Origin of the sequence: Staphylococcus pseudintermedius (assembly GCF_001792775.2) — a bacterium.
In the GTDB taxonomy this organism is placed as follows: domain Bacteria; phylum Bacillota; class Bacilli; order Staphylococcales; family Staphylococcaceae; genus Staphylococcus; species Staphylococcus pseudintermedius.
In genome coordinates this window covers 114,019-128,758 of record NZ_MLGE02000003.1, presented here as the reverse complement: position 1 = coordinate 128,758, position 14,740 = coordinate 114,019, and the positions used below count along the sequence as shown (strand labels likewise).

The window sequence follows — 14,740 nt, the reverse complement described above, 5'->3', positions numbered from 1 at the left end:
ATTCATAACTGAAAAGTGTTAGACAGGGCTAGAACCTCCAAAGCATTCTAGCCCTGTTTTTTACTGGCTTTGAAAATACTTCAACTTCTACATGACACTCCGTCCAAAACAATCATCTTCCACGAAACTGAATTCAATACATTAAAATATATCGAACAATAAATTAACGCAAACTTTACACTTCATTCATTCCTAATTAATAAAACATTTGTATCCTTAAATCGTAAGCAAATCGAAAGTTAATTCTAGGAGGATGTTTCAATGAAAAGATGGCAAACACTGGGCGGTACACTGATTGGTGTCTCATTAGTTTTAGGTGCATGTGGTGGTGCATCTCAACAAAGTAGTGATCAAGGTGATACGAAAAGTTCTAACGTTGAAGGAACAGTTAAAGGGAACGGTTCGTCAACAGTAGCCCCAATCATTGAAAAATTGAATGAGGACTTTTCTTCAAGTCACGATAAAGCAACGGTAGAAAATGTGACTTCAGGAACAGGCGACGGTTTCAAACAATTCATTGCAGGTAAAACTGACTTCTCAAATGCATCACGTCCCATTAAAGATGAAGAAAAAGAACAATTGGAGGATAAAGGGATTGATTATACAGAATTTAAAGTAGCTCGAGATGGTTTAACGATTGCAGTCAACAAAGATAACGACTTTCTTAAAGAAATATCACTAGAAGATCTGAAAAAGATTTATTCTGGAGAAGCTAAAAAATGGTCAGATGTTGATAGTGATTATCCTGACAAACCGATTAAAGCATTCTCTCCAGACCAATCCCATGGTACATATGACTTCTTTACTGAAGAAGTGATGGATGACGTGGATATTCAAGCTGAAAAAAATCAAAATACGGATGTCATTGTAAAATCTGTTCAAGATAACAAAGAAGGTATCGGTTTCTTCGCATATAACTTCTATAAAGAAAATGAGAATAGCTTAAAAGCGGTTAAAGTAAAAGGCGATGACGGTAAAGCGATTGGGCCAAATCAAAAATCAATTCAAGATGGTTCATATCCATTAAGTAGACCATTATTCATTTATGCGAACAATAAAAAACTAAAAAGCAATGACGTTTTTGCTGAATTTATGAAGTTTACATTAGAGAATAAAGGTAAAGCAGCTGAAGCAAAAGGTGTCGATTATGTAGCATTACCTGAAAAAGATTATGATGCGCAACTTAAAAAATTAGAAAAGATTACGGGTGAAAGTAAATAAAATCTCACGTGCTAACTATACTGATTAAACAATTGAATTGTAAACAGTCTTGTTCAGGGTTGAGTATTGTCACTATAAGATAATGCTTCAACCCTTTTTAGAAAAGGAGTCAGTAAGATGAAATCACAAAATAATATTAGAGCACTCATTCAAAAAAAGAGTCATACAGGCGCATCTCTCAGTGCTAAAATCATGCCGATAATTTTAGCTATCATTGCTACGATATCCATTTTGACAACAGTTGGGATTGTGATCACGTTGCTCACGGAAACAATCACTTTTTTCACACGTGTGCCGTTATCCCATTTTTTACTTGAAACAGATTGGAATCCTTTTAGTGCCACGCCTCGATACGGCATTTGGGCATTAATCATAGGTACTTTAAAAATCACTTTAATCGCAACAATTTTTGCAGTACCTGTTGGTTTAGGTGCCGCAATTTATTTGAGCGAATACGCATCTAAAAAAACGCGTAAAATCATTAAACCGATTTTGGAAGTTTTGGCGGGTATTCCAACAATTGTTTACGGCTTTTTTGCACTTACGTTAGTGACGCCTGTACTCAGAACGATTTTTCCAAGTATCGGCAGTTTTAACGCCATTAGTCCAGGTTTGGTTGTAGGCGTCATGATCATCCCAATGATTGCAAGTATGAGTGAAGATGCCATGTCTTCAGTCCCTCAAAAAATTCGTGAAGGTGCACTTGGCCTCGGTTCCACGAAGCTAGAAATGGTATTCAAAGTGGTCATCCCTGCAGCAACATCTGGCATTATGGCTTCTATTGTATTGGCTATTTCACGGGCTATTGGTGAAACGATGATTGTGTCACTCGCAGCAGGTTCAAGTCCATCATTTGATTTGTCATTCTCACATTCAATTCAAACGATGACAGCCTACATTGTTCAAGTTTCACAAGGGGATGCAACAAATGGCTCTGACCTTTATTACAGTATTTATGCAGTTGGGTTCACATTATTTATGTTCACATTAGTGATGAACTTTATTTCACAATGGATGACGAAACGTTTCAGAGAGGAGTATTAATGATGAATTTAGTAGATCAAAAAAATGTCGAAGCGCAACTCTCTGGCCGTTTGACTAAAAACAAAGTATTTAAAACCATTTTCTTTATGTGTACATTATTAGGACTCATCGTTTTAGCCATTCTTATTATTGATATTTTAAGAAAAGGGCTACCAGTCATGAGCACTGACTTTTTTACAAACTTTTCTTCATCATCAGCAAGTTCAGCTGGGGTGAAAGGGGCTTTAATCGGAACATTATGGCTCATGATGACCTTAATTCCGATTGCGCTCATTTTAGGAGTAGGTAGTGCCATTTATTTAGAAGAATATGCAAAAGACAATGCATTTACTAAATTTATTCGTGTTAATATTTCAAACTTAGCTTCGGTTCCTTCAATCGTTTATGGTTTATTGGGCGCAACAATTTTTGTGGCGTTACTACAATTAGGGAATTCGGTTATAGCCGCTGCATTAACGCTCGCATTACTTATTTTACCTGTCATTATTGTCGCTAGCCAAGAAGCCATTCGCTCTGTACCGCAATCAGTAAAAGAAGCATCTTATGGGTTAGGTGCGAATAAGTGGCAAACGATACAACAAGTCGTGTTACCCGCAGCGATTCCCGGCATTATTACTGGTGTTATTTTAGCCATTTCACGGGCTATTGGAGAAACAGCACCATTAGTTGCGATTGGCATTCCAACGATTCTATTACGCACGCCAAACAGTATTTTAGATTCATTCCAAACCTTACCTTTACAAATATATGATTGGGCACGTAAACCAGGTATTGATTTCCAAGCGTTATCATCAGCTGCTATTATTGTATTACTCGCCATTCTACTTATTTTAAATACAATTGCAGTCATTATTCGGAACAAATATTCTAACAAGTATTAATGAAATGAGGGTTAGTCATGACCGAAATTCAAACATTAGAAAGAGAAACTAAAATGGTTCATCAAAAGCAACAAATTCATACACAACTTCAATCAGAACAAAATCATCCTATCGTATATTCTACTCAAAACTTAGATTTATGGTATGGAGAACAACATTCTTTAAAAAATATTAACTTAGACATTTACGAAAAGAATGTCACTGCGATTATTGGGCCATCCGGTTCTGGTAAATCAACTTATGTGAAAGCACTGAATCGCATGGTAGAACTTGTACCTTTTGTAAAAACGTCAGGCAAAATCTTTTATCGAGAACAAAATATTTTCGATAAACGTTATCCGGTTGAAAAGTTACGGACACAAGTTGGGATGGTTTTTCAACAGCCGAATCCATTTCCAAAATCCATTTATGACAACATTACTTACGGGCCGCGCATTCACGGCATTAAAGATAAAAAAATATTAGATGAAATTGTTGAAAAATCACTTAAAGGAGCGGCGATTTGGGATGAATTAAAAGACCGTCTGAACCAAAATGCATATAGCCTTTCTGGTGGACAACAGCAGCGTGTATGTATTGCACGGTGTTTAGCAATTGAGCCGGATGTCATTTTAATGGATGAACCGACATCAGCCCTTGACCCTATTTCGACGTTAAAAGTGGAAGAATTGATTCAAGATTTAAAGAAAGATTATTCCATCATTATTGTCACACACAATATGCAACAAGCGGCACGTGTATCTGACAAAACGGCCTTTTTCTTAAATGGTTACGTGAATGAATACGATGATACGGATAAGATTTTTTCAAACCCTTCTGATAAGCAAACAGAAGATTATATTTCAGGACGTTTTGGTTAATATGACAGTCATTAGAAAACGTTATGAAGACCAACTCAATGATTTATTAAAAGATTTACGTGCTTTAGGCTTGCACACGTACAGTATGCTTCAAAAATCCATAAAAGTCTTATCTGATGAAGAGATTACACATGCACGACAAATTGTGAAAAGCGATAGAAAAATCAATCAAATGGAATATGATATTAACGAAAAAGTTGTGATGCTGATTACTCGCCAACAACCGATTGCGAAAGATTTAAGAATGATGATTGCAACACTTAAAATCGCATCTGAATTTGAACGTATAGGAGATAATGCTGCAAATATCGCTAAAATTAGAACGCGTGCACAAATTACTGACCACTATATTATGACACGGCTTGAAACAATGGGTACCTTGGCGTTGTTGATGCTGCAAGATTTATATGACGCGACTAAAAACGATGATTTAGATCTTGTGAAAGAAATTATAGAACGAGATATTGACATTGATGATTTATATAAGCAAATTATTAATACGAGTTACTTAATCGATAATGATCCGTTTGTTGCGGGGCAGGCGCATCTTGTTGCACGATATTTAGAACGCATTGGTGATCACGTTGTCAATATTGCCGAACATTTATATTATTTTATTACCGGAGATCGTTATGAATCTTATATGAATTAACGCTTCCCAATTTTCATTTAAAATGGTATGATAATAAGGTCGTATTTTAATGATAGATGAGGAGGGTTAATATGCGCGTAAACGTTACTTTAGCATGTACAGACTGTGGAGATCGTAACTACATCACTACTAAAAACAAACGTACTAATCCTGAACGTATTGAAATGAAAAAATTCTGTGCACGTGAAAACAAACAAACATTACACCGCGAAACAAAATAATTGTTTCAATCTTGGGCTAGGACATTACGTTCTAGCCATTTTTTATACTCTTATTTCAAAACACTGTGCGTAAATTTGAGACGATCTTTCCATGACACAACGCGCAATGCACGATATAATAGGTTGAGATATGAGGGAGTGTGAAAATGAAATGACTAAGAAGGCATTGCGACAAGCGACATTACGAAAAATGAAAATGCTTCAAACTGAACAAAAGAAAGCAGCAGATCGTTGGTTATTCGAACAACTCATTCAGCATCCTAAATATCAACAGGCCAAACAACTCGGCCTAGTATTGTCAATGTCACATGAAGTTACGACTGATGCCATTATTCGGCATGCGATCAACGAAGGCAAAACTGTTTATGTGCCTACAACAGATTATGAAAAAAAAGTAATGGTGTTCCAACAGTTCACAACATTTGAGCAGTTAGCGACAGACGACAAGGGGATTCGCTATATTCAAGATGATAGTCCGGTGCAAAACGACTTAGATTTAGTCATAGTGCCTGGCGTTGTATTCAATCAAGACGGTTATCGTATTGGTTATGGTGGCGGTTATTTTGATCGCTATCTATCACAATATGAGCCTACCAATTTAAGTCTCATTTATGATATACAACTCAATGAAATAGTGGACATTGAACCTCATGACTATCCTGTGTCAGAACTTATTATTGCAAAGACATAAAAAGACTGGAGGTAACATATGTTTGAAGAAAAACATTTATGGCAAACGAGTTTTCTTTGGATGCGTTATTTAAACTATGACTGTGTTCATTACGAAAAAGATAAAAATGAAGTTTGGCTTGCGCATAAAAAAAGGCAACATGTTGTTATTTTTAAGCAGGGGACGTTCACTACGCAAGAACTTGATTTCGATAAAGATCGTATTGTAGAACATCAAAAACAGATTGCCGAGTTTTTAGGATATGATATTAAACGCTATGATGTTTATGTGTTAACAGATAAATCTTTTAACACAGTGAACTTTAACGTACATGAACCACTTCAAGTGCAATTCCATAGTATTCATAATGTCAAAGCACTTCGCAATACCACAACGCATCCCATCATCAAACGAAAATTAGGTCAAAAAGATTCAAAATCATTAAAAGAGTACCAAAAGCGTGTCCTTAACCAAAACATCGTTGAAAAAGCAATGTATCGTTTTACACCGATTACATATGCAGTTGTTGCAATCAATGTGTTAATTTGGTTGATTGTTACGTGGTTTACACCACATCAAACCGATTATGAAATTATAAATTTAGGTGCATTGGCTCACTTTAATGTGGTCCATGGGGAATGGTACCGACTCATTACATCAATGTTTTTACATATTGAATTTCAACATTTATTATTAAACATGTTGTCACTCTTTATCTTTGGCAAACTTGTGGAAGCATTTATCGGTCCTCTGAAAATGTTAGGGACGTATATATTATCAGGTATTATCGGCAACCTGATTTCACTTGCTTTAATCACAACGAGTTTATCATTAGGTGCAAGTGGTGCGATTTTCGGTTTAATGGGTGCTTTAATTGCGCTCATGATTATTAGTCGTCGCTTTGATCAAAAAGTGATTTTGCAAATGGTAATCGCTGTTGTGGTCATGGCGAGCTTAACACTTCTGATTCAAAACGTGAATGTCGTTGCGCATTTAGGGGGGCTACTTGGCGGTGTACTCGTCGTTTATTCAGGTTATTTTTTCAACCAAAACCGTCTTTATTTTTATATTTTACTCGGTATTTCAATCGTGATACTAACACTGATTTGTATTAAAATCTTTATGACATCTGATACAAATATTTATAATCAAATTATTCAACGTGAAATGCATGATGGGCAATATACCGAAGCGAAAGATATGATTAAACAAACGTATCAAAATGGCTATGCAGATGATGTGACTTATTACTTATCAGGTATTATTATTGCTACACAGGATTCTAAAGCTGAAGCAATGGCTGAATGGGAGCGGGGTCTGAAATATTTCCCCAACTCTCCAACGTTAAATTTTCATATGGCCATTGCGAATCGCTCATTAGGAGATGATAAACAAGCCAAATCTTATATCCAGAAAGCCATTAAAGCAAGCCCAAACAATCAAGAATATCAGAATTTGAAAAAAGAACTGGATGATTAATATGCAAACGCAATTGAATACGTTTTATGATGTACTCCAACTATTAAAAAAATTTGGCTTTATTATTTATTTCGATAACAAAGGTGATATGCTAGAAATGATTGAACAAGAAATTCAAACATTATATCGCCATGAATTAATCACTAGAGACGAATTTGTCCAATCTAAATTATTAATTAATCAAAGAAGGATGAATAAAGAATGAACAAACAATTAATTTTAGCTGCAGATATTGGTGGCACGACATGTAAATTAGGTATTTTTGATAAATCTTTAACACAATTATCTAAATGGTCTATAGAGACGGATATCTCAGATCCAACAGGTGAAGTATTACTTAAACAAATTTATGATGCGTTTGTGCATGAAATGCAACGCAACCACTATGATATGAATGAAGTAGTGGGTATGGGTATTGGTGTACCAGGCCCTGTTAAATTTGAATCTGGTGTTGTAAATGGTGCTGTTAACTTGAATTGGCCACAACCCGTTAACGTCTCAGAAATAATGCAACAATTTGTGTCATTCCCGGTGTATGTTGATAATGATGCAAATGTGGCCGCTCTTGGTGAAAAACATAATGGTGCCGGTAAAGATGCGGATGATGTCGTTGCAATTACGCTAGGGACTGGTTTAGGTGGCGGTATTATCGCTAATGGTGAAATTGTTCACGGTCATAACGGCTCAGGTGCTGAACTTGGACATTTCCGTGTCGACCACGATCAACGTTTCAAATGTAATTGTGGTAAATCAGGCTGTATTGAAACAGTAGCTTCTGCGACAGGTGTCATGAATTTAGTTTATTTCTACTATCCGAAGCTCACTTTCAAGTCTTCAATTTTACCGCTCATTAAAGAACACAAGGTCACAGCTAAAGCAGTATTCGATGCAGCTAAAGCAGGTGACCAATTCTGCATTTTCATTACAGAACGTGTCGCACAATACGTCGCATATCTTGCAAGCATTATCAGTGTCACAACTAACCCTAAATACATTATTTTAGGTGGCGGTATGTCCGATGCAGGCGATATTTTAATTGAGAATATCAAAACAGAATATTACCATCTTGCATTCACGCCTTCACAACAAGGCACTGAAATTGTACGTGCTGAGTTAGGTAATGACGCAGGTATTGTGGGGGCTGCAGGACTCATTAAGACATATATCATTGAAAAGGAGCGTATTTAAATGGCGATTGTTGATGTAGTAGTCATCCCTGTTGGCACAGAAGGACCAAGTGTCAGCCAATATATTGCAGAAATTCAAACGAAACTAGAGGAATTTAAGCAAGAAGGTAAAATCGACTATCAACTCACACCAATGAATACATTAATTGAAGGAGAGCTAGCCGATTTATTTGAAGTCATTCAAGCTATTCATGAGTTACCGTTCAATAAAGGGCTCGATCGTGTATGTACAAACATTCGTATAGACGACCGTCGTGATAAACAACGTAAAATGAACGATAAACTAGATTCTGTCAAAAAACATTTGAAATAATGAGGGTGTCACATGAATATTTCTAATCTTACTTTAGGATTTGTTAGCACAAACACTTATTTTGTGGAAAATGATACAGAGATGATTTTGATTGATCCAGCTGGTGAAATTGATAAAATTGATAATAAAATTAAACAGTCTGGGAAACAACTGATTGCTATTTTGTTAACACATGCTCATTTTGATCATATCGCTGCATTAGATGATGTGCTAACACGATATGATGTGCCTGTTTATATGCATGCGGAAGAGTTTTCGTTTTTAACGGATCCACAAAAAAATGGTTCTGCAAAATTTAAAGATTATGGCCTTCCTATTATTACGAGTCAAGCAGAACCACACGCACTTGATGAAGGAATACAGCAAATTGGTCAATTTAACATTCAAACTTTGCATACACCAGGACATTCACCAGGCAGTTTGACTTATGTGTTTGATGAATTTGCAGTAGTGGGCGACACGTTATTTAATAATGGGATTGGACGTACAGATTTATATCAAGGCAACTATGAAACATTAGTCGACTCTATTAAAGATAAATTATTTAGTTTAGACGAACAATTACCGTTATATCCAGGTCATGGGCCTTCTACAACAGTTGAAGATGAATATATGAATCCGTTTTTAGACGGTCAAGGTTAAATCAAAGAGCAGGAGAAAATGTCTATGAAAACTTTTCTTCTGCTCTTTTTAGATGTGTAATGCAGTCATACTAAACGAGCACAAAAATTTAATGATTTTTTAATAGAGTAACAAGTAATTTCCTCGCCTCTTACGTGTATATATGCAAGAGGTGATTTTTATGCAACTACTATTAGATCATGTAATACAATTTGCACTTCAAAATGAGGCATCAGACATTCATTTTATCCCATCACAATCACAAGTCGAAGTGAAACTCAGAGTGAAAGATCAACTTGTATTATATGACACATTAAATCTAGAAACGTATCAAAAATTGTTAACTTTGTTGAAATACCAAGCTGGATTAGATATTTCGACACGCCACAAAGCGCAAAGTGGGCGCTATATTTATGAACATAAAGCGTTATATTATTTAAGAGTGTCCACGTTACCTTTAAACTTAGGTACTGAAAGTTGTGTTATTCGTATTACACCCCAATATTTTCAAAATGCGAAAGCTCATAGTGTATTAGACATCAAATCTAATATGGAGAAAAAGCAAGGTTTAATTCTGTTTAGCGGGCCTACAGGTGCAGGAAAGAGCACGTTAATGTATCAAATGGTCGTCTATGCTAAACAAAAGTTAAACCTGAATATTATCACAATAGAAGACCCGGTCGAGCAGCTTGTGAACGGCATTACGCAAATTTCCGTTAACGAAAAAGCTGATATTACGTATGGATCGTCGTTAAAAGCAATTCTTCGTTGTGATCCAGATGTCATCTTAATTGGTGAGATTCGTGACAGTCATATTGCAAGGGACGTTATACAAGCGAGTTTAAGTGGGCATTTAGTATTGTCGACGATACACGCCAATGATTGTCAAGGGGTGCTCCTTAGACTGATTGAAATGGGACTCTCTCACCAAGATTTATCTCAATCTATCAATCTCATCATCAATCAAAGACTCATTACAACAAAAAACGACCAGCGACAACTCGTCTATGAAACGATGGATCAACAGGAGATTCATTACTTTTTGAATAATAACTTCCAACTACCTACTGCTTTCACAAGCCTTTCTCATAAGCTTCAACTTCTGAATAAAGAGGGGGTTATAGATGAAAAGATTTTACGAAAGTATACGATTTAAACGCACGTTAAGACAACTTCATGTGCAACACTTACTCATTATGGAGCGCCTCTATCAATTATTATTACATGGTTTTACTTTTGCTGAAGCGATGTTATTTATATATGAACAACTCAATATACGACATCCTACATTTGAAAATCAACTCATCGAAAAATTAAAGGGAGGTGCAAATTGCTATGACATTTTTCGGATGTTTGGTTATCCTGAAACCATTTTGATGCAGCTTTATTTTGCTGAACGGTATGGATCACTACCCGAAACGTTAAAATTGTGTCATCAGTTTTATACCAAAAACCGCAAACTTAAAAAACAGCTGATTAAAACTATCCAATATCCGATCGTACTCATTTTAATCTTTCTCGCGCTGATTGTGACTTTGAATCACACGGTCATGCAACAATTTGACCAAATGTATGAAACGATGCAATTGAATCAATCCTCATTGCAATATATTGTTAAGATGTTCATTCAAAACTTCCCAGCCATCTTCTTAATCATATTACTCGTGATTGTTTCAACTTATTATATTGTCAAATTACGTTTGAACCATCTCCCAATTAAACGCCAAGTTCATTTTCTAACCCACCTGCCTATTTTCAAAAGATATTATAAACTTTTTACAACTTACCACATGACGAACCAATTTGTATTATTTTTTAGAAATGGTATTACATTAAATGATATTGTTAAGATTTATTTGAACCAAAAGGCAAACCTGTTTTTACAATATATCGGACACACATTGAAAGAACATCTTCAGCAAGGCGAATCTTTTTCTCACATATTACTTCAATTAGACTGTTTTGAACCTCAATTTATAAGCTATATCAAACAAGGTGAAAAACGAGATAAATTGGATATTGAGTTAGAAGTCTATAGCACATTCTTGTTGGAGCGTATAGAAGCAATGATTCACCAGCACATCAAATGGATCCAACCTATCATGTTCGCATTTATTGGTATTTTAGTGCTATCTGTCTATTTAATTATGATGTTACCTGTTTTTGAAATGATGCAAGCTATTAAAGAATAGGAGCGATTGACAATGATTCAACAACTTAAATTAAAATTCAACAAAAAGAAAGGTTTTACATTAATTGAAATGCTACTTGTTCTGTTAATTATTAGTGTACTATTGATTCTCATTATCCCGAATATTGCTAAGCAGTCAGATCATATCCAAAAAACGGGTTGTGCTGCACAATTAAAAATGGTCGATAGTCAAATAGAAGCCTATGCTTTAAAGTTTAACCACAAACCGAATACGATTGATGATTTAGTTCGTGAAGGCTACATTAAAGAAAGTCAAAAAACATGCAAATCAGGTGAAGAGATCACAATCAGAGATGGCGAAGCAGTTGCGTCATGATGGCTTTACACTCATTGAGATGCTGTTAGTACTCGCCATTATCTCTGTCTTTATTTCCATAACTATGGCGCATCCCCAATTCAACTTGTTCCATAATACGACAGAATATGAGATCAAAAAACTGACAAGTGAAATCGACTATTATCAAGCGTATGCCATTAAGAGTCACGCGCCTGTCATGCTACTTTTTCGTCCTAACCGTAACGATATTAAAATTGAGACAATTCACCCACACCGAGTGACTACGATTCCACTTGCACCGCTTCAATTAAAGATGACTTCAAATATTCATGCGCTCATTTTTGATAAAGACGGAAAAGCGAATCAATTTGGCACATTACGTTTTGAACATCAACAGCGTGCCTTTTCTCTTATTTTCCATATTGAACAAGGGAGGTACCGTATATCTTATCAATAGTAAACAAGTTCAAAATAACATCAGGCTTTGTTTTTATAGAAAGTCTTTTTGCGATGTTTCTCCTCAGTATCATGATTTTACAGCTTCTTCCTATGACGCACCAAATGGTCAAAACATATCGTGAAGCGGTGGAAGATTTAACGTTAAAACGTACATTGTTTGAAGTCATTCAACATCAAATTCCAGAAAAGAAGTTGACGGTGTCTCATTATGAAATTATTCCGACAGCACATCAATTGTGTATACAAAATCATCAAACCAAACAAAAATATTGCTATCGAAAAGCAGGGCTTCACGCTCATTGAAAGTCTCGTTGCTCTAGTAATTCAAATGACTATTGTATTACTCATACCCTTACTTATTTTCAGTTTAGGTCAATTAAAAACGACAGTATTTGAAGATCGAACATATGATATCGAACTGATGATTAAGGATATCTCACATACACTTCATGCTAAAGATGTAAAAGCAAAGATGATTAAAAAGAAAGAACTAGAAATAAGAGATTCGAATACAGAGATTAATTACAAATTGCGCAATCAAAAAATTATAAAAACTGTTGGTCATCGAGGAAATATTACGATGTGTAACCATGTTGTAGACGTTCACTTTGAAAAATTAACTCATGATTTAATGCTAATGAAAATAACCTACCAGGAAGGGACTACAACACATGAAAAAGAGATTCTATTGTAAACACGGCTTTACCTTGCCATTATTGTTTATCATTTTATCTGCATATTTTGCTTTTATCTCTTTTTATTTACTGATTTATAGTCTAAAATTACAAACTATAGATGCGCTGTCAGATGACTATGAATATCAAATAGCGCGAATTATCGACAAAGGTGAGTAATATATGAAATTAAAAATGGATACACCTCTTCTATTCATCGGATTTATGGGTGCAGGTAAAACAACCATTGCAGAAACACTAGCAGAGAGTTATCAATGTTCATTCATTGATTTGGATGCTTATATCGAAACTGAAACGCAAAAATCAATTCCACAAATTTTTGAAGAAGAAGGCGAACAAGGTTTTAGACGGCATGAATTTGAATGTTTAGAAAAAGCAATACAATCCTATGATATTATTGCGACAGGCGGCGGCATTCTCACTTATGACGCGACGTATCAATTTCTTAAAGAAGCAGAAGTGAAAGCCATATGGGTTGATGCACCGATTGAAGCACTTTATGAAAGGGTTAAAGACGATACAAATCGACCTAATGCTAATAAAAAAAGTTTCGAATCTTTAAAACACTTGTATTCGACGCGTATTTCAAGATATAATGAAATCGCATTCATTAAGATTTCATCAGCAGCACCGTTATCAGAAACGCTTAATGAAATTAAAATTAAATTGTCTGCGAATGATCAATATTAGAGAGTATGGGTACGACTCATCACCGAAGGAGCAAGTAATGATAGATTACGAATCTCTCAGGTAAAAGGATAATATTGTGACGCATTCCTGAAGGCATCTCAACAGGGGAGTATGAAGGTACTCCTCTGTTTTTTATTACACATTAGGAGGGGACTACATGTCAGAAGAACTCAAGAAAACGTCACTTTACCAACATTACGTTGATGCAGGGGCTAAAATTGTTGAATTTGGTGGTTGGGCGATGCCAGTTCAATTCTCAAGTATTAAAGAAGAACACAACGCGGTACGTACTAACGTTGGCTTATTCGATGTGAGCCACATGGGGGAAATTCGCATTGAAGGTCCAGAAGCCGCACACCTTGTTCAATATGTACTTTCTAACGATACAAACCAACTGACATTATCTAAAGCTCAATACACGGCTTTATGTAATGAAGAAGGTGGTGTCATTGATGATTTAGTCATTTATCAACTTGGAGAAACGCAATATTTATTAGTCGTTAATGCTGCTAACGTTGATAAAGATTACGACTGGATTGTACAACATAGTAGTCGCTTTGACGCTACAGTGACAAATGTATCCGATCAATATGGTCAGCTGGCATTACAAGGTCCAAATGCAAGACGAATCATTCAAGACAATGTTTCTGAAGATGTCAGTGAAATGGGTATGTTCGAATTTAAGCAAAATGTCAAAATTTTCGGTAAAAATGTGATTCTCTCACAATCTGGATATACAGGTGAAGATGGCTTTGAAATTTATTGTGACAGTGAGGATGTCACTACAATATGGGACGCACTTTTATCAAAAGATGTGACGCCATGTGGTTTAGGCGCGCGTGATACGTTACGTTTAGAAGCAGGATTACCACTTCACGGACAAGACTTATCTGAATCTATCACACCTTATGAGGGGGGGATCGCTTTTGCAGCTAAACCATTAATAGAGGAAGATTTTATTGGTAAATCTGTACTTCAATCACAAAAAGAGAATGGTGCACCAAGACGTACAGTAGGCCTTCGTATGATTGATAAAGGCATTCCTAGAACTGGATACACGATTTATGATTTAGATGGCAACGAAATTGGTGAAGTGACTTCAGGTACACAATCACCATCTACAGGTCATGCTATCGGTATGGGCATCATTGCACGTGATGCTTTTGAAATGGGGAAAGAAGTCGTTGTACAAGTGAGAAAGCGTCAAGTGAAAGCGAAAATTGTTAAAAAGAATCAAATTGAAAGATAGGGAGTGAAT

At 35.8% G+C, this 14,740-nt stretch carries 20 protein-coding genes and 1 riboswitch; all 20 genes read left to right on the top strand.

Annotated elements, in window-relative coordinates:
- The first annotated feature begins 261 nt into the window (after positions 1 to 261).
- The 20 genes from BJK46_RS03475 (at position 262) to gcvT (ending at position 14,731) form a co-directional block, all read left to right on the top strand.
- Positions 262 to 1,221: a PstS family phosphate ABC transporter substrate-binding protein gene (locus tag BJK46_RS03475; RefSeq protein ID WP_014613808.1), complete on the top strand. Its 960-nt coding sequence runs from the start codon at positions 262 to 264 to the stop codon at positions 1,219 to 1,221.
- Between the two features lie 117 nt (positions 1,222 to 1,338).
- Positions 1,339 to 2,265, top strand: a complete 927-nt coding sequence (gene pstC / locus BJK46_RS03470) for a phosphate ABC transporter permease subunit PstC (protein WP_037542861.1) — start codon at positions 1,339 to 1,341, stop codon at positions 2,263 to 2,265.
- Positions 2,265 to 3,146 carry a phosphate ABC transporter permease PstA gene (gene pstA, locus BJK46_RS03465; RefSeq protein WP_172426176.1) on the top strand — a complete coding sequence of 294 codons (882 nt, stop codon included), beginning with the start codon at positions 2,265 to 2,267 and terminating at the stop codon, positions 3,144 to 3,146. The genes pstC and pstA overlap by 1 nt, the downstream gene beginning before the upstream one ends.
- Before the next feature lie 17 nt (positions 3,147 to 3,163).
- On the top strand, positions 3,164 to 4,006 hold the full coding sequence (pstB, locus tag BJK46_RS03460; protein ID WP_014613811.1) for a phosphate ABC transporter ATP-binding protein PstB: 843 nt from the start codon (positions 3,164 to 3,166) through the stop codon (positions 4,004 to 4,006).
- Position 4,007: 1 nt separating this feature from the next.
- A complete protein-coding gene (gene phoU, locus BJK46_RS03455; protein ID WP_014613812.1) occupies positions 4,008 to 4,658 on the top strand; it encodes a phosphate signaling complex protein PhoU in 651 nt (216 codons plus the stop codon).
- A 56-nt stretch (positions 4,659 to 4,714) separates the two neighbouring features.
- Positions 4,715 to 4,879 (top strand): 50S ribosomal protein L33, encoded by a 165-nt coding sequence (rpmG, locus tag BJK46_RS03450; RefSeq protein WP_256726578.1) that lies wholly within the window; start codon positions 4,715 to 4,717, stop codon positions 4,877 to 4,879.
- A gap of 151 nt (positions 4,880 to 5,030) precedes the next feature.
- Positions 5,031 to 5,570 carry a 5-formyltetrahydrofolate cyclo-ligase gene (locus tag BJK46_RS03445; RefSeq protein WP_103263427.1) on the top strand — a complete coding sequence of 180 codons (540 nt, stop codon included), beginning with the start codon at positions 5,031 to 5,033 and terminating at the stop codon, positions 5,568 to 5,570.
- An 18-nt stretch (positions 5,571 to 5,588) separates the two neighbouring features.
- Positions 5,589 to 7,028: a rhomboid family intramembrane serine protease gene (locus BJK46_RS03440; protein ID WP_103263428.1), complete on the top strand. Its 1,440-nt coding sequence runs from the start codon at positions 5,589 to 5,591 to the stop codon at positions 7,026 to 7,028.
- 1 nt (position 7,029) lies between these two features.
- Positions 7,030 to 7,233, top strand: coding sequence for a YqgQ family protein (locus BJK46_RS03435; protein WP_014613816.1), 204 nt, complete (start codon positions 7,030 to 7,032; stop codon positions 7,231 to 7,233).
- Positions 7,230 to 8,216 carry an ROK family glucokinase gene (locus BJK46_RS03430; RefSeq protein ID WP_065520488.1) on the top strand — a complete coding sequence of 329 codons (987 nt, stop codon included), beginning with the start codon at positions 7,230 to 7,232 and terminating at the stop codon, positions 8,214 to 8,216. The genes BJK46_RS03435 and BJK46_RS03430 overlap by 4 nt, the downstream gene beginning before the upstream one ends.
- A complete protein-coding gene (locus BJK46_RS03425) occupies positions 8,217 to 8,528 on the top strand; it encodes an MTH1187 family thiamine-binding protein (RefSeq protein ID WP_014613818.1) in 312 nt (103 codons plus the stop codon).
- A 12-nt stretch (positions 8,529 to 8,540) separates the two neighbouring features.
- Positions 8,541 to 9,170 (top strand): MBL fold metallo-hydrolase, encoded by a 630-nt coding sequence (locus tag BJK46_RS03420; RefSeq protein ID WP_096535719.1) that lies wholly within the window; start codon positions 8,541 to 8,543, stop codon positions 9,168 to 9,170.
- A gap of 160 nt (positions 9,171 to 9,330) precedes the next feature.
- A complete protein-coding gene (gene comGA, locus BJK46_RS03415) occupies positions 9,331 to 10,305 on the top strand; it encodes a competence type IV pilus ATPase ComGA (RefSeq protein ID WP_014613820.1) in 975 nt (324 codons plus the stop codon).
- Entirely contained in the window at positions 10,274 to 11,341 is a 1,068-nt protein-coding gene (gene comGB / locus BJK46_RS03410; protein ID WP_014613821.1) for a competence type IV pilus assembly protein ComGB, read from the top strand. Before comGA ends, comGB begins: the two co-directional genes overlap by 32 nt.
- Before the next feature lie 12 nt (positions 11,342 to 11,353).
- Positions 11,354 to 11,677 carry a competence type IV pilus major pilin ComGC gene (comGC, locus tag BJK46_RS03405; protein WP_015729165.1) on the top strand — a complete coding sequence of 108 codons (324 nt, stop codon included), beginning with the start codon at positions 11,354 to 11,356 and terminating at the stop codon, positions 11,675 to 11,677.
- A complete protein-coding gene (comGD, locus tag BJK46_RS03400; RefSeq protein ID WP_234984582.1) occupies positions 11,634 to 12,095 on the top strand; it encodes a competence type IV pilus minor pilin ComGD in 462 nt (153 codons plus the stop codon). The genes comGC and comGD overlap by 44 nt, the downstream gene beginning before the upstream one ends.
- 71 nt (positions 12,096 to 12,166) lie before the next feature.
- Positions 12,167 to 12,400, top strand: a complete 234-nt coding sequence (locus tag BJK46_RS03395) for a hypothetical protein (protein WP_014613824.1) — start codon at positions 12,167 to 12,169, stop codon at positions 12,398 to 12,400.
- Complete coding sequence (locus BJK46_RS03390; RefSeq protein WP_080552896.1) at positions 12,306 to 12,791, top strand: competence type IV pilus minor pilin ComGF; 486 nt, start codon at positions 12,306 to 12,308, stop codon at positions 12,789 to 12,791. The genes BJK46_RS03395 and BJK46_RS03390 overlap by 95 nt, the downstream gene beginning before the upstream one ends.
- Positions 12,792 to 12,954: 163 nt before the next feature.
- Positions 12,955 to 13,482 (top strand): shikimate kinase, encoded by a 528-nt coding sequence (locus tag BJK46_RS03380; RefSeq protein WP_014613826.1) that lies wholly within the window; start codon positions 12,955 to 12,957, stop codon positions 13,480 to 13,482.
- Positions 13,469 to 13,564, top strand: a riboswitch (glycine riboswitch). It overlaps the preceding gene by 14 nt.
- Before the next feature lie 75 nt (positions 13,565 to 13,639).
- Positions 13,640 to 14,731, top strand: a complete 1,092-nt coding sequence (gene gcvT / locus BJK46_RS03375) for a glycine cleavage system aminomethyltransferase GcvT (RefSeq protein ID WP_015729161.1) — start codon at positions 13,640 to 13,642, stop codon at positions 14,729 to 14,731.
- Positions 14,732 to 14,740 lie beyond the last annotated feature (9 nt).